Consider the following 17445-nt stretch of genomic DNA (forward strand, 5'->3'; position numbering starts at 1 on the left):
AATTGGGTCAACAGGTAAAAGATGAGTAATTTGACTCATTGACAATAGTGCTTTTAGCTTAACTTGTGAGTAATGGGCGGTAGTTGACAATTTTTTGCTCTTCTTCTCCTGCTTCATCAGACATTTTATTGATAACCAGCATCATTTTCCAGCGATAGCCTTTTTCATAGGCTAACTTCTTGAAATTCTCTGCTGTCAATGAGTCAAAGAGCATATAGGTGAGGCAAAAAACCAGCAAGTCAGATTTGTTAATGGCATCATAAGTAATCTCATCGTGATCTTGGCGGTCTGTAAAAAGTCCAGGCGTATCAATTAGCTTGATGCCGTTCCAGTCATAATTGGTCGTTTTATCAGTAGCAATATCAGCATCAATGCGGATATCGCGCCGCCCCGTCATGGCAGAGATAATAGTTGATTTACCAGCACTGTATTGCCCGACAAAAGCTACACCTAGAATTCCCTGTTCTTGATACTCTTTTAATTCATCGTCCACTTTTTTGCGGATAGCTGTTAGTTCCGATGTATTTCCCTGAGCCAGTAAGCTGTCAAATTTTACTCGCGTTTTGTTGAAAAATGCACCGACATCGGCAGCTTGAAAGTTGGAGTTGTTCTGAGTCATGTTAGTTTAGTCCTTATTTGGGAGATTTGAGATCGCTAAAGGAAATATCCTCTTGAAGGATGTGTTTAATATCCTCTAGTGATTTTCGTGGTTGAACTTTGGATTTTGTGACAATCTTCATGTTGCGCCCTAAATCTCGTTCGACTGTAGCAATGATTTGGTTGATACACTCATCTGTCATAGTTTCATATTTTTCAGCACACCAGTCAAGGATTCGCTTAGCATACGCACGATTGAGATAATTTTCTGTACCTGATAACTTCTTTTTTGCTCGTTTGAGATGAGTCGCGATCGCATCTAGTCCTGCTATCAATTCTTCAAAATAGATATTGATATTTTTGGTTACAAAATCAGAATACTTACCAAAATCTCTCTCAGCCTGCTGTAGAGTGTTTTGCCTCTGAGCGTTGAGCTGAGTTTCCAATGAAGTTGAGATATTTATAACAGCCTCGCGTCGCTTTTCATCTTTGGATTTAAACATTTCAACAATCCCGCTAACCACAGCACTTACAATCCCGATAGCGAGACCCACAGGAGGGGCGACGAATAACGCTATAATAGTTCCTGCTATCCCTAGAATGCCTCCACCAATTCGCACAAAATCTCGAAAATTGTTTGAATCCTGCTCAGTAAAGTTGAAGTCGCTACTGCCAAGCTCAGATATTAGCTGTAATTCATTTCCTATTTCCTCCAGAACTTCCTGAACTTCCTTATTGAATTTTTTGCTAGTCTCTTCATAAGCTATCTTTAAGCGTTTCTCAAATCGAAGTGCTTTTAAAATTTTTTCCCATCCCAGCTTCATGGCAACTTCGTTACAGTTCCAATGATCTTCTGCAAAAGATGGAACAGCTTCTATAGCATCTTGAAAAATCCTCTCGATTTGTTGCAGTAAAGAGTCTTTAGCATCCTTAGCTGCTTTTCGGATGTCCTTTTGGATTCCCTCGCGCTCATTTTTCAGCGTCTCTGTCAATTTTTCATAGACTAAAGCTTGTTGATTTACCCACTTATAAGGATTATCAATTGCGCCTACGGTAGAACCTAGAAAAGTTTGAGAGCGCCGAATTGCGCCATGATTAACCAGAGATACACGAATTAAACCAAGAAAATCCTGCATCCGACTTGCCTTAAAAAGCTCCTGTTTCTTCTTTGCGTGTTCTGGTTCGCGGGAAAGCTGCGCCGCCAACAGCATCACAGGAACAATATTGAAATAGTCATTAGCATAATGCTCTTGAGCGTAGCGACGGATACGGTCAATATGTCCGCCTAGACCTCTTTGACCATCCATCACAAACATTTTATCGGGGTTCTTTAAGAAATGCTCCAACCGGCGAGAGTCGCGCAGGTTATTATGGACATTCAGTAGAATAATTAATGGCTTTGCTTTTTCTTTTAATAAGCGCAAGAAAGCAAACTCACTCTCTTGGATACTGTCATTTGTGACCACATAACAAATCACATCTGACTCGTCGATAATACTTTTAGCAACTTCTTCATCACTTTGGCCGCCCGGAGCACCAATCCCAGGAGTATCAATGATGCGAATATTCTTCCACTCGCACACCCGATTCAACCGAGTTGTGCGCTGCTTGCCTACACCGATCGCATCCCATCCATCATCTGTAACTATGGCATGAAGAGTGCTTTTTCCCGCCTTAGTTCTGCCCATAAAAGTGATGCTGAAATGATTGAGAGCGCGTTCCTTGGCGCGAAGTGACTCCCGCACGTCCTCTATTTCTTTAATAATCTCGGCAATCAGAGAGTTTCTAGTATCGTCAAGTTGCTTGGCGACTTCCTTAGCAGTGGTAGCTTGACCTTTTCCACCTGTTTTATATTTGATGTCTTCGATAGCCACTTGAATATTTTTTTCCAACTTGGAAAGAGCTTTATCAGCACTTTTAAGTGCCAATTCTGCAAATTTGTAATCTTCATCGGCGATGACTGCACATTGACGTATGGCTTCATCATATTCTGGTCCCGTTAACAGGATTTCTCGTCGCAGTTCCTCAACTTTTTGCTCGCTCCCAGTGAGCTTTGCTAAATTATCCACCAATGCGCGTGAAAGGAGAGAATCAGCCCCTGCAAGGAAACGCGCACCGAAAGAGAGTTTCTGTTGGTTGTGTTCGCCTATAAATCGGGTATCAGTGAAGGCTCCTGCTTCTGCCAACTGTCGCTGTACTTCTCCCGTTGGCCAGTTCCAAATCCGTGCTACTTGTTGGGCCATCTCCCGCTCTAATGCCGAACAAAAACCGTCAACATAGGCGATCGCCAACATTTGGGACATGGCCTCACTTTGCTCACCGGGCGACACTTTCCGAGCTAAATCTTCTACAGAAAGGTGGTTTTCATCTTGAGCCAGAATTTTTTCCATCTCAGCTAGAGTGCGTTGAGAAGCGCTGATCTGCGTTGCTAGTTCGCGTAGTGCTTTCGACTCTTCACTATGAATCTGCTGATCCGCACAGACCATGTGCGTGACTAATAGGAATGGGTAGTCTAAGTGTTCGGTGGTTCTTGAAGTTATGTCAGCCATCTTAACTTATTTAATATAAAGTCATATTTGGTAGGTTTTTGCATCCCAGCTCGACCATAAAAAGTCACATTTAGCTGGTTGCTACCGAAAAAGTCATAGATTCAAGACTTATTAGGCGACAGCGTTTCCGAATTCCTATCCTATGATACCCTATTCTGAGGTGACTTAGAATCACTCCTGCACCAGCAGTGCGATCGCCTAACCGCATCCGAACAACAACTTATCTCTTGGCTAGCAAGCACGCTCGAACCAGCCGACATCTTACAAATAGCATAAAACCTGCAAGCAACTATCACGGGCAGAACTATTGAAAGTCATGCAATCTTTAGGACGACGGTCATTAGTTGAAACAGTAAAACAAAATGGGCGATCGCACTTTACGATCGGGCCAATAATCAGAGAGTACATAACAAACAAAAAATGAAAATCGCCACCTGGAACGTCAACTCAATCCGCACCCGCATAGAACACGTTACTAGCTGGTTGCAAACAAACTCCCCAGACGTTCTCTGCCTCCAAGAAACCAAAGTTACAGACAAAGACTTCCCCCTAGAACCCTTCACCAACCTCGGTTACAACTGCTACATTTCCGGTCAAAAATCCTACAATGGCGTTGCCATCTTTAGCCGATCGCCAATGTCGGAAATCAGCAGCGGATTTGCCCCCCTTCTCGGCGACGAAACCGCAGGTATTTTTGACGAACAAAAACGCCTAATAGCCGGGGTTATAGACGATATTTGCATTATTTGCGTATACGTTCCCAACGGTTCTGAAGTTGGCAGCGAGAAATATGAGTACAAACTAAAGTGGCTCAAACTCCTCCAAGAATACCTCAAAATAGCACTAGATAAATCCCCCAACTTGTGCATTTGCGGCGACTTCAACATCGTCCCGGACGATCGAGATATCCACAATCCCAAAGCCAATGCTAACTCCGTCGGCCTATCAGTAGCCGAGCGCCTCGCACTCACAGAAATCATAGAATTAGGATTAAACGACCCCTTTCGCAAATTCACCTCAGAAGGCGGCCATTATAGCTGGTGGGACTACCGCGCTGCCGCATTTCCCCGCAACAACGGCTGGAGAATCGACCACCATTATCTCAGCCCTCCCCTGTACGAACAAGCAAAAAACTGTACAATAGATGTTGCTCCCAGAAAATTAATCAAACCCAGCGACCACGCCCCCGTAATTGTCGAAATTTGATTTATAAGTTATAAGGTTAATAACAATTGACATCTTGCCCCATTCTCAATAAGCGTTGGATGGGCGGGCAAGAGGCCAACCCCACAACAAAATTCAATCTTTGTGGAACAGGCATCTTGGCTACTATTGAGAAATGTGCAAGATGTAAGTAACAACCAACAACTAAAAATCATGTTCTTAGTAACCGGAGCAACAGGCGCACTAGGCCGCCGAATTGTACGAGAAATCAGACAGCAAGAAAAGCCTGTCCGCGCATTCGTTCGCCTCGCATCTCGCTACTCAGAACTAGAAAACCGAGGCGCCGAGATTTTTATCGGCGACTTAAAACAAGACAAAGATATTAAAAAAGCCTGCCAAGGAGTGCAATATATCATCAGCAGCCACGGCACCGGCGGCGATGTTCAAGCAGTCCACTACCGCGCTAACATAGAATTGATCGACTGCGCCAAAGAAGCCGGAGTGCAGCACTTTGTCTTTATTTCGGTACTGGGAGTCGATCGGGGATACGAAGATTCCGCAGTATTCAAAGCCAAGCGAGAAGTAGAAAAATACCTGCAAAACAGCGGCTTGAATTATACAATCTTGCGGCCTGCCGGTTTTGCTTCCAGCTTGTTACCCCTAGCAGAAAGATTTCGAGAAACCGGACTTTACCTGCTGATTGGCGACGGCAAAAACCGCACCTCTGTTGTCAGTACCGACGACTTAGCAAAGATTGCCGCAGACTCGCCAACAGTCGAAGGCGCCCGCAACCAAATTCTGCGAGTCGGTGGCCCGGATGTGCTGACAAGGGATGACATTCCCCGCATTTTTGGACGCTTATTCAATCGCGAACCGATGGTAATCCATCCGCCGCTGGTTGTGTTTGACGGTTTGAGAAATGCCTTGGGTTTATTGAATCCTCAAGCTCAAAAAGACTTAGGAACTTTGCGGGTATTGCTGGGTAACGAGTATTTCTGCACTCCCGAAGAAGTGCAAAACTTGGAATCAATCTACGGCATGAGCATGGAATCCTTAGAAAGCTTTCTGCGACGCAATTTGAGCGTTTAAAATGCTAGTTATTCTCGTTACCAGGCTCTGCCTGGTAATGAAAAGCCGGAGGCTCTGCCTCCAAATTGTTGTCTCATTTTAATGGAGGCAGAGCCTCCCGATATGCGTTCCCAGGCAGAGCCTGGGGACGAGCAAATGTAGCCCCAAATCGCAACTGGAAATCCGTTAAGCAGAAATAGGTAGTGGTTCAGCACCAATATAGCTCGTAACTGCGATCGGCGGAGAAGTCGGCTTAGCAATCAAATAACCTTGAACCAAAGTGGCTCCCCGTTCTCGCACCCACTCAAACTCCTCCAAAGTTTCCACACCTTCAGCAACTGTTTTAATTTCTAATTGAGCAGCAATTTCTAACATCTTTTCCGTAATGAGTGCCTTATAATAATCTTGATGGACATTGCGAATCAATTGCATATCTAACTTAATAAAATCAGGACGCAGTTGGTGCATCAAATTTAAATTAGAAGAACCGCTGCCAAAATCGTCCAGGGCAATTAAAAATCCCGCCTCTCGGTAAAACCTCAGAATATTAATCAAGTGATCGATATCAGGAGGGTGCTGAGATTCCGCTACTTCAAAAACAATATTGCTGTGAGGAATTCCCGCTTCATCAATAGCCTGTACAGTTCTTCGCAGGCACGTAGCGGGATCGTAAACTGAAGTCGGAGAAAAATTAATAAAAAGTAGTTCTTTGATATTGTAAACATGGGCTTCGCGGATAGCGCGAGTCCGGGCTAAAACATCTAGTTGAAAAATTAGGCCTGCTGATTCTGCTTGGGCAAAAATCCGACCCGGATAAATTAACTTTCCTTGCTCATCAATTCCTCGGAGCAGCGCTTCGTGGGCAAAAATTTTAGAAGTATCTGAGGTATAAACAATGGGCTGAAAATGTGTAGTAATGCGTTCTTCGGACAATAAATCTAACAGCCAATTAGAGTTACTCAAATTAATAAAAGAGTCTAAAGAAGTGCTGCGATAAAAATCGCTAAGTTTCGGCTGTTCAACTTCGCGCATCCACAAAACTTTTGTCTCTTTCAACTCTTGAGTTGTCAGCAGCGATGATGCTAGGGCGTTAAACTTTTCTTTTGCTATTCCCTCAAGCATAATGTACAAACACTTGCTCTCTTCTAACAGCCGGAATTCAATTTCTGCCTTGGTTAGTGCAGAAATAACCTTGGTCAGCGTGTGCGATACTGGAAACCACAGGTATAGACCTCCCTTGCCCTCTATTTTTTCGGGTACTGTTTCGCAGCGAGAGCAGGAGCCGAAGGCTTTGCCACTTATTTGCATTGGAATATCCTCCGGTTTTTGGGTTAATTTTAGACACGCTAACAATTAAGTCTTATTATAAGCTCATTCACCTATTAATACATCTATCTGAAGATGTAAATTTTAATAAAATTGTATGTAAGAATTATTGCAGTATTTATACTTGCCTCCGGTTTTAAACTTTGGTCAAAGTTCTCAGTTTTGAGCAAGTACGTGTGATTAAACACCGTCCCAAATCATCACAGAGGGAGAAGGCAAAGACTTGTTGGCTACTCTTTACTGCTGTTGTGATTCTTTACGCCTTATTCTCTCATTCCCTTTGCCAAAACAGTCGCTAAAGTTAATTTTTTAGCAAAGGCAAATTAACACGCCCGTGAAGCGCAGCTATCCCGTAGGCAATCGCCCCCTCGACTAATTTATGCGTACCACAAATATACACACCCGGACGATCGCCCAAAACAAACTCACTTGCTGGGGAATATCCAATTTAATTTTATAATCGGGATGACAGGATTTGAACCTGCGACCCCCTCGTCCCGAACGAGGTGCGCTACCAAGCTGCGCTACATCCCGAAATTAGTCACTATATTTTAAGCTTATCACATTCAAGTTAAAATTTAGCAACCTCGTATATAATTATTTGTAAAATACTACTCAGGCGGAGACAGACGTGACAGTTAAGCCCCAGTGGTTGCGAGTTAAAGCCCCTCAGTGGGAGCGCGTCGGCAACGTCAAAGAAATTTTGCGGGATTTATCCCTGAATACGGTTTGCGAGGAGGCGTCGTGTCCGAACATCGGCGAATGCTTCAACGCAGGTACTGCGACATTTTTGATTATGGGCCCGGCTTGTACCCGCGCCTGTCCTTACTGCGACATCGATTTTGAGAAAAAGCCCCAACCTTTAGATCCCACAGAACCCCAAAGATTGGCGCAAGCGGTGCAGCGGCTCAAACTCAACCACGTCGTGATTACCTCTGTCAACCGGGACGATTTGCCGGATGGGGGCGCGTCTCAGTTTGTCGAGTGCATTCAAGCAGTGCGATCGGCAATGCCCGATACAACTATAGAAGTTTTGATTCCCGACTTGTGCGGCAACTGGCAAGCTTTAGAAATCATTCTCGCAGCCCGGCCAGAGGTACTCAACCACAATACCGAAACCGTAAAGCGACTTTACCGCAAGGTTCGGCCGCAAGGAAAGTACGATCGCACGTTGGAACTATTGCAGCGAAGCCGCGAACTCGCACCTGGGGTGTACACCAAATCCGGCATCATGGTGGGACTGGGAGAAACAGACGCCGAAATTCGGGAGGCGATGCAGGACTTACGGGCTGTCGGCTGCGATATTTTAACAGTTGGACAGTACCTGCAACCGACTCAAAAGCACTTGAACGTAGAAAACTTTGTGCCTCCAGAACAATTTGATGCTTGGAGAAATTTTGGCGAATCTTTGGGATTTTTGCAAGTTGTCGCTTCTCCCTTAACTCGCAGTTCCTATCACGCCGAACAGGTGAGGGAACTGATGAAACTTTACCCACGCTAGCAATTTTAATTTGAGTTGACTCGCGCCCGTTAGCGAAGCCCTCGAAGAGGATCGCACCATTCTCACTAAAACCAGATCCACCGGGTAACAGCGAGGAAAAACTTGCGCTTGATATGCAGGCCCTGGGCAAAAAACCCGGTTTCAGATGCTGGTGTTCGGGGCGTGATTTTAAGCCGGAAGCAGCAGCCAACAGCAAAACAATTATCGGTCGATCGTCGCCTCCAAGTCGCGACTTACGCAAAAGAGATCCAGAAACCGGGTTTCTTCCTCAAACTTCTAGGTTTTAATCCAGAAATTTGAGGAAGAAACCCGGTTTTTGCGTCAGCCAATAACTCGGTTCTGGGGACTCTAACAACTCTGAAACCCATATTCTATAATGGATTAAACTTCTGCGCTCACTGTCGCGTATTTAATCAACAGCGCCTAGTTATATAAAGTTTTATTAAAAAAATGGCTAATTTTCCGAAGTGATCGGGAACCAGGTTATCGGTGATGAAGATTAACTTAACTTCTGACTAACGTCACTTGTTTCTAGCCAGTCACTATCTATACTAGCTACATAAACAAAGAAGTACAACACACTTTTCTGGACTTCAACCTGTTACATCAGAAAGTTCTTAGCGTTTTCCAGAATCTTGGTAAAACAAGTGGGGCAGCAAAAGTTCGATCGAACAACAGCAGAAAAGTCAGGAAAGTTACTAAAGAAACACAAAGCGGTGATGCTTCGTCTTAACCAAGTGGGCATCTTAATTATAAATAACCGCTAAGCGTAGCATCTTTTCACCGGAGCCACTGAGAAAATCACTATGCCAGCCACCTCTTTTTACGCTGAAGCTGAATTCGACGAACAACTGCGAGTCAATCCCTTGCAAGGTGATGTGTTGGATGAAGATGCTGAAGAAGCTGGAGACGAACTGCTTGACCAAGACCCAGCAGAGACAGAAGATGCAGACCCAGCAGCCAAATTGCAAAAAAATGCCAACCGTCGCACTACAGATTTAGTCCGTCTGTACCTCCAAGAAATAGGTCGGGTTCGTCTCTTGGGTAGAGACGAAGAAGTCTCGGAAGCTCAAAAAGTTCAGCGCTATATCAAATTGCTGGAATTACGCAACACCGTCGCCTCCCAAGAAGAAGGGCTAATTGGGCGCTTCGTGCATTTAATTGAAGTGCGCGATCGGTTAGCCGCACAGTTGGGACATAAACCTTCCCTGGAACGCTGGGCATTAACCGCCGGTGTCAGTGACGTGCCAGAACTCAAGCGAATTATGTCCGAAGGCAAGCGCCAGTGGGCCGAGTTAGCCGAGATGACGGTCGAGACGATCGAAAGAATTCAAGCTGAAGGCGTCGAAGCTAAAGACCACATGATTAAGGCGAACCTGCGCCTGGTGGTTTCGGTGGCGAAAAAATATCAAAATCGCGGTTTAGAATTGCTCGACTTAATACAAGAAGGTACTCTGGGACTGGAGCGAGCTGTAGAAAAGTTTGACCCGACGCGGGGCTATCGGTTTAGCACCTATGCCTACTGGTGGATTCGGCAGGGAATTACGCGGGCTATCGCCACTCAAAGCCGCACCATTCGCCTCCCCGTCCACATCACCGAAAAACTTAACAAAATTAAGAAAGCCCAGCGCAAAATTTCTCAAGAAAAAGGTCGGACAGCTACGATCGAAGACATCGCTGTGGAGTTGGAAATGACGGCGCCCCAAGTCCGAGAAGTTTTACTGCGAGTCCCCCGTTCTGTTTCTTTGGAAACTAAAGTGGGCAACGAAAAAGATACAGAGTTGGGCGACTTGCTTGAAACCGACAGCATCTCCCCTGAAGAAATGCTGATGCGAGAAGCTCTGCACCGCGACTTGCAGCAACTGCTGGCAGATTTGACCAGCCGCGAGCGAGATGTAATTCTGATGCGCTTTGGTTTGGGTGACGGACACCCCTATTCGCTGGCAGAAATCGGTCGTGCCCTCGACTTGTCCCGCGAGCGGGTTCGCCAAATTGAAGCCAAAGCTTTGCAAAAACTCCGCCAACCTAAGCGTCGCAACCGCGTCCGCGACTATCTGGAGTCTCTGACTTAAATTTGGCCGGTCAGTCAGCGCGATTATTAATCAGGGAGCAAGGCATTTGGCACTTGTGCAGAAGGCATGAGGCATTCGGCAGAAGTAACAATATTTACTTCTAAACAACTTCTCTGTCCTCTGCAGCAAGTCATCAAGCTTGTTAAAAGTCAAAAAATATCAAAAACCAAATTTTTTCCTCAATCTTTTTTCAATAAGCTGCGATATTTGCAAAATATCTCGATCGTTGTGTATTATTGTCAATAGGCAGACTTTCTTGAGAGGGTCACTATGGCACTTTACACCGCGTCCTCATTCAAATCCGAACTCAATGACAAAGGCTGGCGGATGACTCCCCAACGGGAAACCATCTTGCACGTGTTTCAGAACCTCCCCAAAGGCAATCACCTGAGTGCGGAGGATTTGTACACTTTGTTAAAAAATCGCGGAGAAAACATTAGCTTGTCCACCATTTACCGAACTTTAAAGTTAATGGCAAGGATGAGCCTCCTCCGCGAACTCGAACTAGCAGAAGGTCACAAACACTATGAAATAAACCAGCCTTACCCGCATCACCACCACCACCTAGTCTGCGTTCAGTGCAACAGAACGCTCGAATTTAACAACGATTCGATTTTGAAAATTGGCATGAAGCAAGCTGAAAAGTCTGGGTTGCACCTGCTAGACTGCCAGCTAACCATTCATACGGTGTGCCACGAAGCTTTGCGGATGGGATGGCCGTCTTTGGTTTCCAGCAATTGGTCTTGTCCGAGGTCGATCGCCCACAGCGGCAACAGCGCCCCGGATTCAATCGAGTGAAAGTACACTATTTTCGCATTCCAAGTACCGCTTGTTACAAGTTTTAACAAAAATTGGTAGCCCAAGTGCGATCGCAGTTACGCGGAAACCGGGTTTCTTCAGAAAAATACATCATTTCAGGAATGAGTCGGAAACCAGAAACCCGATTTCTTTGATGTAGCGTCCGCAAGCCTGGGGCTAAAAAGTTTGGCTCAACAAATCGTCGCTGCTGACCCCGTAACTGCGCTGAGCTCGATCGAGGGCGTCTCTCGTCGAAGCATCGAAAACTCCGCCGATGGGGCCTGTGTAAAAACCGAGGTCTTGCAGCCGCCTTTGTAATTGCTGAATGCTCGATCGAGAGTTGAAACTGCTGCTAATTGGAACAGCAGGAACAGCTATCCGGCCAGCTAATCCGTTTTGGAGCGCAGCCAAAGTCGCCGGAGTGGCAATACCCGTCGCCGGTGACAAATTGCGTTCTTGCTGAAACGACAGCACCGCAAACTCGGTCTCGGCTCCAAATACTCCGTTCACCGGGCCGGGGTTTTTGCCCAGACTTCTGAGCGAAGACTGAAGTTGTCGGACAGCAGGCCCAGTATCGCCCCGTCGCAGACCAGCAGCGATTTGCGGCACAGGCGCTGCTGCCTGCCTGTTACCTTGCCGCAAAGCCGATCGAGTGCTGCGATCGACCCTTCCAGTCCCGAACATCCCCCTATCCCTCTGAAAGCGGATCAAAGCTGCCTGAGTTGGTCGATCGAACCAACCGTGAATCTGGCTCCTGTAATAACCCAATTCTTGCAGCCGCCGCTGCACAAATTCTACTTGTCGGCCTCTGTCGCCCAACTCCAGAAAATCTCCGCCATTACTCTGTTGGTCATCTTCCTCAGTCCATGAGCTAATTTCAGCTTGCCTCATCTGGGCATCGATAGCAGTCAAAGTAGCAGTGTCAGCGCAGCCGTCAGAAACCAGATTGTAATCTTGCTGAAAACGAGTCACAGCGTAGAGAGTGCGTTCCCGAAACTTACCGTCAACGCCACCTTCAAAATAGCCCAAAGCTTTTAATTGCCGCTGGATCAAGTCTACCGTCGCCCCTCTGTCCCCGAACCGCAGCCCCTTGCAACCGCCATTTCCCGAAATATTCCCTGGAAGCGTAACGGGGGGAACTGGCCGGGTGGAACCAAAAAGCAAAGCTAAAGTTTGCCTATCGGCAACTCCCGTCACCCGCAGGCGATTAATTCGCTGGAAATATCTAACGGCATTTTGAGTAACTTCCCGAAAACTCCCTGTGGGATGTGCGCTGAAGTAGCCTAGCTGCTTCAACCTGCGCTGGAGAGCCGAAACATCTGCACCTGCGTCTCCAAAACCCAGTTCCCGATAATTGGTATTAATAGTTCTAAAAGGTCGATCATCATCCCCGGCAAAACTGTTGAGTGCTATCACAGTAGCTCGATCCGGCCTACCAGTCAGCGACAGTTGATAGTCTCGCTGAAAGTTAGTCAGAGCTTGTTGAGTAACCGGGCCGAGTTGACCTGTCGAAGATCTGGGAAAATAGCCGAGTTCCCGCAACCTGTCTTGAACAGAGCGCAAATTTGGATATCCCGGATCTATTTGAGCAAAAGCCGAACCGGCTGCACTCAAAACCGACACCATCAAAGCCAGAGACAGCAAACGGACGTAAGTCTGACTCGATAGGTTTTGCCACTTGGGCTCATCAAAAATTTTCGACTCTGCGGGTGCTTCGCAAACAAGAGCAAGTTCGAGGTAAGCAAGAGATTCCATAATTTTTTAGTGTGAAATTGTGGGTGGGTTGTGTGAGAAAACTGCCAAAAATGATTTTTGGCACGCTTGGCTTGGATTCTATCAACGCTAAGTTCTACTTGGAAAGAGCGAAGCACCCGTGTTTCTAAAAATTTACCGTCAATAATAATTACAGGTAATAACCAAGATAGCATCGCTGCTTCTAGAGGCGCGAGACTCAGCAAAAAAGTTTGCAGGCACGTCTTAGCCTTTAAGGCCGAAAGAGAATAAGTTCTGGGGTAGTGCTGGCTAATATTTTATCTGGCTGCCGCAGAAATTACCACAAGACTTGCGAGCCGGTTCTCTTCACCTTAATTGGTTGTCGGGTAAAGAGCCTGAAATCGCAGATTTTTTGTTAAGAAACGCGGCTTCTTCATGTGGCGAGTGCGTCTGGGAAAGTACCGCTGATTAACCAAAAAACTAGCCACTAAAAATCCCCACTTTTGCAAGTTGCAAATAGGGCGGGGATTTTTTGATAAGTTGACTTTGTATTAAAAAATCGACGATCGCTTAAATTAAGCCGAACCGATCGCAAATTACAGCTACTCCCGCTGCAAAAATAGTAATTGCGATGGCTACCAGCGGGTTTTGGCCTCTACTAACCGCAAAAGAGGTAACGACCCCAGCTCCCAAAGCCGCAGTAACAGCAGCAGTCGCCAAATCTCGATCGGGACGTTTGTCGTACATATTTTTTATTGTTGGTAGCTGTTAAGCTGAAAACTTACATCTTGTAATCCAAGCTACCACTCTTGCCTCTGCGGCGGTGACAACCGCCTGGGTTTTGCAACTAACCTTAAAATTTTGCTAATTTTCTTAACATACTCTCCTGAATAACATAAGTTGGGATTATGTATTTTCGAGTTTTTCTGTTGAGTTTTAGCTTTTGAAACCTTTTGTCTGCTGGGCTTTTATGTCAAATTCAGGATTTTGCAGGGGCGATCGCACCCGCACTCTCAGCACATCAAACTGCAATCCCAAATATCGAAAATAAATTTAACTTGACTTTTTGTGATAAATGTGTATATAGCTATTTTGGCAACAGGCAGGCAGGAAAAAACCCGGCGTTGGTGAACAATTTTCACACTGCGATTGCTTCGCTGCCCTCACAATGAGATGAGTATATAGCAGTTCTCAAGCGTGGTGAGGTATGGGGGCGAGTCCTATGCCCTATGCCCTATGCCCTATGAGCACCTCATGTTACTGAGAAAGGTTATATTTGTTGTCTAATTACTATCTAAGTTTTATTCGCCCTCAACTCTTTCAGTATTGCCACCTTTGACCCAACCTTCGCGATTGTCATCCTCAATCCGAATTCGCTGCCACTCTTTGTCGGGCGACTCTTCCAAAACTACGACTTTTTCCTTGTAACCAACACCGCCAATGCGGTTCGAGTCTCGGCTACCAGTATCCCGGAGAATTAAGCCGATCGGCTGAGTCACCATCGCGCGGTAAGCTCCCGGTTCCAGCGGTTTGGGAGACGGGGCATCGCTAGATGTAGAAACAGGGCTAGCCTGGGCTGTTGACTTCGGCGCAGCGCCTGCAACCTGAACTGCTGTTTTGTCGTTGGGAAAAACAGGTTTTTCGGGCACAGTAGTTAGCTTAGCGGCAAAGTAAAGTGCAGCCGCCACGCTAGCACCTGCCATCAGGACGATCGCGAGCAGAAAACCTACTAAAAATTTGAAAACGCTATATACAGTGTTCATAAAACCGCAAATGAAGGAAGTTCGGCAACGGATTGTGTAACGGATGTAACGGATGTCAGGCAGAAGGCAGGAGGCAGAAGGCAGAAAGTTGACTGTTGAGTGTTGACTGCTGAATGTTGAGTAAAATCTGGTAACTGCCAACTGACAACTGGCTACTAACTACTGACTACTGACTTCAAAAGCTTACCCCTGAATCCGGCGGCTCAAACTGCCGTACCTAGAAGCAAGGCGAGCTTTACCCGCAGCGGCCCAATCTTGGAGAAACTGGATTTGTTCTTGAGCCGTTCTGGCTAAGGGCACCATCTGACTAGCTGATTCTAAAATATCATCTGTCGTAAAGTCTCGATTTTGGCTAAACCCAATGTGCATTGCTTCAATCAAAGTTTGCTCGATTTCGGCCCCTGAAAAATCGGGAGTTTCGTAAGCCAAGCGCTCTAAATCGTAATTTTTGATGCTGTGCGATCGCAACCGCAACAAATGTACCTCAAAAATCGCCCGCCGTTCCTCCTGGCTGGGCAAACCCACAAAAAATATTTCGTCAAACCTGCCTTTTCTCAGCATTTCTGGCGGCAAAGACTGGATGTTGTTGGCTGTTGCTACCACAAACACCGGCGAAGTTTTTTCTGCCAACCAAGTAATAAATGTCCCGAACACCCGGCTGGTTGTCCCGGAATCCCCTTTACCGTCTAATCCCGCAAAAGCTTTGTCAATCTCGTCAATCCACAGCACGCAGGGGGCCAAAGCTTCCGCTAGCTGAATCATTTGCCTGGTGCGCGATTCCGATTCTCCGACTAAGCCGGCAAACAAGCGCCCGACATCCAAGCGCAGCAAAGGCAAATGCCAGTGGTGGGCGATCGCCTTTGCTGTTAAGGATTTTCCGGTTCCTTGAATTCCCACTAACAACAAACCTCTGGGATGCGGCAAACCGTATTGGCGGGCTCGATCGGAAAAAGCACCGCCGCGCCGCAGCAGCCATTCTTTGAGATTGTCCAAACCGCCGATATCGGAGATATTTTCGCGGGCTGGGTAAAAATCCAGAATTTGAGTTTGGCGAATTGTTTGGCGCTTTTCTTCTAAAATCAGTTCCGCGTCGTCGGGATGGAGTTCGCCTCTGGTGGCGATCGCCTTTGCCAAAACTCGGCGGATTCGTTCGAGCGACAGCCCTTGACAGGAGCGCACTGTTTCGTCCAGCAAACGCCCTTCAATGGCTTGTCCGGTAGCCCCTAACAGCCTTTCTACCTCAATTTTGATTTCCGCCGCCGCAGGCAGGGGAAACTCCAAAACAGTCATCACTTCGCTGAGGTCTTCCGGGATCGAAATTAAAGGAGATACGATGACAATATTTTTGGGCACAGATTTGAGGAGTCTTGCCAAATTCCGCAGCTTGCGGGAAATCGAGACATCTTCCAAAAACCGCTGAAAGTCGCGCAGGATAAAAATTGCCGGCGCGGAGGCGGGCAATTTTTCGAGAAATTCCAAAGCTTGCAGCGGGTTGCGCTTGCCAAAACCGACATCGTTGGGATTGCCTTGGTAGCCATCAACAAAATCCCAGATGTAGACGGCGCGAGAACCTTGTTTTTTGGCACTTTGGGCGATCGCGGCTTCTACGCGCTCTTCTTCCCGTGTCGGAATGTAAATTAGGGGGTAGCGCGATCGCAGCAGTAGTTCAAACTCGTCGCTAAAAATAGTCATTAGTCAGTTGTCAGTGGTTAGTTGTTAGTTGTCAGTGGTTATTTGTTATTTTTTATTTGTTATTTCTTATTAGCTAATGCCAACTGCCCACTGCCAACTGCCCACTGCCAACTGACTAAGGCAATTGCCGTTTAAGTGCTTCCAGAGACGCCCAGCGACTGTCTGAGACGGTTTCGGAGCTTTCTGTATTTGCATCATCAGTTAAAGAAATTCCCGGACATTCAGTATCGCATATCTGTTTGTGCGGCAGTTCCAAGCACATTTGCTCATACACCCAATCGCCCGGAGAGAAATAGCCGCCTGGGGACAAATTTTCCACCAAATCTTCTAAAGCAACTTCTATTTCTGCTGAACTTGAATCTGTTTGATTTGCTGTTTCTTCGAGCCAGATTAGTTCCGATGAGTTGAGTGCCAAACGATGATTGTATTGTTTCAAGCATCTGTGGCAGGTGAGAGTAACAATTGTTTCTGCTTTTGCCTTCACCTCAAGATAATTCCCTTGGTGAGTCACTTGCAGTCGCCCTCGCACCGGAGTAAGAGTTTCTAAATCGGGGATAAATTCTTCAAAATCAATGACCTCTTTCCGCTCAGTTTTTGTGAGTAGATGAGGGATATAAATTGTCTCCATAATCTTTTGCCTTCCTACTTCTTGAATTCAAAGGTCAAAAGGAATAGTTAATTTTTAACTTCTTCCTTCTTCCTTCTTCCTTCTTTTGCGTCAGCGCAGCCGCACTACCAAACGCCGATCGGGTTCTTGTCCTTGACTGTAAGTTTCTATATCCTCACATTCGCTCAAAAAGCTGTGGACTTGACGGCGTTCTGCCGAAGACAGCGATTTTATTTCAACTTCCACTCCCGTGGAGCGGGCTTGATCTGCTGCGTACTCTGCCATTGATCGCAATTCCTCTTGGCGGCGGATGCGATAGCCATTTAGTTCAACTGTATAAGGAATTGACTCCTCTACTTCCTGACCTATATTCTGAACCGTGTTACAGAGGTACTGAATGGCATCTATTACATTACCGTTTGGCCCGACTAAGATTGCAACTTGTTCTGGAGTCAGATTGCTTTCATCTATTGTCATCCAATAGCAATCTTTTTGTTGTTCGCATACCACTTTTGAAGGAATTGCGGACAGTTGTAGCAATTCTTCTAACCATGCCTGTCCGCGCTGCATTTGAGAGTCTTTCATTGTTGTTAAA

At 46.2% G+C, this 17445-nt stretch carries 14 protein-coding genes, 1 tRNA gene and 1 pseudogene; 6 read left to right on the forward strand and 10 right to left on the reverse strand.

Annotation, left to right across the window (positions count from 1 at the left end; genetic code table 11):
• Positions 1-58: 58 nt before the first annotated feature.
• Positions 59-619 (reverse strand): GTPase, encoded by a 561-nt coding sequence (locus QUA25_RS15075; protein ID WP_333039145.1) that lies wholly within the window; start codon positions 617-619, stop codon positions 59-61.
• A gap of 13 nt (positions 620-632) precedes the next feature.
• Positions 633-3146: a GTPase gene (locus tag QUA25_RS15080; protein ID WP_333039147.1), complete on the reverse strand. Its 2514-nt coding sequence runs from the start codon at positions 3144-3146 to the stop codon at positions 633-635.
• 420 nt (positions 3147-3566) lie between these two features.
• Between QUA25_RS15080 and xth the strand changes: the two genes are divergently transcribed.
• Positions 3567-4352 carry an exodeoxyribonuclease III gene (gene xth, locus QUA25_RS15085; protein ID WP_333039150.1) on the forward strand — a complete coding sequence of 262 codons (786 nt, stop codon included), beginning with the start codon at positions 3567-3569 and terminating at the stop codon, positions 4350-4352.
• 171 nt (positions 4353-4523) lie between these two features.
• Positions 4524-5399 carry an SDR family oxidoreductase gene (locus QUA25_RS15090; RefSeq protein WP_333039153.1) on the forward strand — a complete coding sequence of 292 codons (876 nt, stop codon included), beginning with the start codon at positions 4524-4526 and terminating at the stop codon, positions 5397-5399.
• Between the two features lie 165 nt (positions 5400-5564).
• Here the strand turns inward: QUA25_RS15090 and QUA25_RS15095 are convergent, their stop codons facing one another.
• On the reverse strand, positions 5565-6686 hold the full coding sequence (locus tag QUA25_RS15095) for an EAL domain-containing protein (protein WP_333039154.1): 1122 nt from the start codon (positions 6684-6686) through the stop codon (positions 5565-5567).
• Positions 6687-7164: 478 nt separating this feature from the next.
• A tRNA-Pro gene (locus QUA25_RS15100) sits at positions 7165-7238 on the reverse strand.
• A 91-nt stretch (positions 7239-7329) separates the two neighbouring features.
• Here QUA25_RS15100 and lipA point away from each other — a divergent pair.
• The 4 genes and pseudogenes from lipA to QUA25_RS15120 form a co-directional block, all read left to right on the forward strand.
• Positions 7330-8205: pseudogene (gene lipA, locus QUA25_RS15105) on the forward strand (lipoyl synthase); the annotation flags it as partial.
• Between the two features lie 108 nt (positions 8206-8313).
• Positions 8314-8505, forward strand: coding sequence for a hypothetical protein (locus QUA25_RS15110; protein WP_333039156.1), 192 nt, complete (start codon positions 8314-8316; stop codon positions 8503-8505).
• Positions 8506-9011: 506 nt separating this feature from the next.
• Positions 9012-10277, forward strand: a complete 1266-nt coding sequence (gene sigC, locus QUA25_RS15115) for an RNA polymerase sigma factor SigC (protein WP_333039158.1) — start codon at positions 9012-9014, stop codon at positions 10275-10277.
• A gap of 270 nt (positions 10278-10547) precedes the next feature.
• The gene (locus QUA25_RS15120) at positions 10548-11075 is read left to right on the forward strand and encodes a transcriptional repressor (RefSeq protein ID WP_333039160.1); all 528 of its coding nucleotides are present in this window, start codon (positions 10548-10550) and stop codon (positions 11073-11075) included.
• 177 nt (positions 11076-11252) lie between these two features.
• Here the strand turns inward: QUA25_RS15120 and QUA25_RS15125 are convergent, their stop codons facing one another.
• The 6 genes from QUA25_RS15125 to QUA25_RS15150 all read right to left on the reverse strand — a co-directional run bounded on the left by QUA25_RS15125 (position 11253) and on the right by QUA25_RS15150 (position 17435).
• Complete coding sequence (locus QUA25_RS15125) at positions 11253-12830, reverse strand: peptidoglycan-binding protein (protein WP_333039162.1); 1578 nt, start codon at positions 12828-12830, stop codon at positions 11253-11255.
• Between the two features lie 528 nt (positions 12831-13358).
• Positions 13359-13535, reverse strand: coding sequence for a hypothetical protein (locus QUA25_RS15130; protein WP_242724391.1), 177 nt, complete (start codon positions 13533-13535; stop codon positions 13359-13361).
• Positions 13536-14089: 554 nt separating this feature from the next.
• The gene (locus QUA25_RS15135; protein ID WP_333039165.1) at positions 14090-14551 is read right to left on the reverse strand and encodes an SH3 domain-containing protein; all 462 of its coding nucleotides are present in this window, start codon (positions 14549-14551) and stop codon (positions 14090-14092) included.
• Positions 14552-14734: 183 nt separating this feature from the next.
• Positions 14735-16243 carry an AAA family ATPase gene (locus tag QUA25_RS15140; RefSeq protein ID WP_333039166.1) on the reverse strand — a complete coding sequence of 503 codons (1509 nt, stop codon included), beginning with the start codon at positions 16241-16243 and terminating at the stop codon, positions 14735-14737.
• A gap of 115 nt (positions 16244-16358) precedes the next feature.
• Positions 16359-16871 (reverse strand): YceD family protein, encoded by a 513-nt coding sequence (locus QUA25_RS15145; protein ID WP_333039168.1) that lies wholly within the window; start codon positions 16869-16871, stop codon positions 16359-16361.
• A gap of 90 nt (positions 16872-16961) precedes the next feature.
• On the reverse strand, positions 16962-17435 hold the full coding sequence (locus tag QUA25_RS15150) for a R3H domain-containing nucleic acid-binding protein (RefSeq protein WP_333039170.1): 474 nt from the start codon (positions 17433-17435) through the stop codon (positions 16962-16964).
• Positions 17436-17445: the final 10 nt, after the last annotated feature.

The organism is Microcoleus sp. Pol17C6, assembly GCF_036701145.1.
In the GTDB taxonomy this organism is placed as follows: Bacteria; Cyanobacteriota; Cyanobacteriia; order Cyanobacteriales; family Microcoleaceae; genus Microcoleus.

Coding starts and splice junctions, on each gene's coding strand:
- sigC (WP_333039158.1), top strand. CDS start 9,012: ATGCCAGCCACCTCTTTTTACGCTGAAGCTGAATTCGACGAACAACTG.
- xth (WP_333039150.1), top strand. CDS start 3,567: ATGAAAATCGCCACCTGGAACGTCAACTCAATCCGCACCCGCATAGAA.
- QUA25_RS15145 (WP_333039168.1), bottom strand. CDS start 16,871: ATGGAGACAATTTATATCCCTCATCTACTCACAAAAACTGAGCGGAAA.
- QUA25_RS15095 (WP_333039154.1), bottom strand. CDS start 6,686: ATGCAAATAAGTGGCAAAGCCTTCGGCTCCTGCTCTCGCTGCGAAACA.
- QUA25_RS15130 (WP_242724391.1), bottom strand. CDS start 13,535: ATGTACGACAAACGTCCCGATCGAGATTTGGCGACTGCTGCTGTTACT.
- QUA25_RS15080 (WP_333039147.1), bottom strand. CDS start 3,146: ATGGCTGACATAACTTCAAGAACCACCGAACACTTAGACTACCCATTC.
- QUA25_RS15135 (WP_333039165.1), bottom strand. CDS start 14,551: ATGAACACTGTATATAGCGTTTTCAAATTTTTAGTAGGTTTTCTGCTC.
- QUA25_RS15140 (WP_333039166.1), bottom strand. CDS start 16,243: ATGACTATTTTTAGCGACGAGTTTGAACTACTGCTGCGATCGCGCTAC.
- QUA25_RS15090 (WP_333039153.1), top strand. CDS start 4,524: ATGTTCTTAGTAACCGGAGCAACAGGCGCACTAGGCCGCCGAATTGTA.
- QUA25_RS15075 (WP_333039145.1), bottom strand. CDS start 619: ATGACTCAGAACAACTCCAACTTTCAAGCTGCCGATGTCGGTGCATTT.
- QUA25_RS15120 (WP_333039160.1), top strand. CDS start 10,548: ATGGCACTTTACACCGCGTCCTCATTCAAATCCGAACTCAATGACAAA.
- QUA25_RS15150 (WP_333039170.1), bottom strand. CDS start 17,435: ATGAAAGACTCTCAAATGCAGCGCGGACAGGCATGGTTAGAAGAATTG.
- QUA25_RS15125 (WP_333039162.1), bottom strand. CDS start 12,830: ATGGAATCTCTTGCTTACCTCGAACTTGCTCTTGTTTGCGAAGCACCC.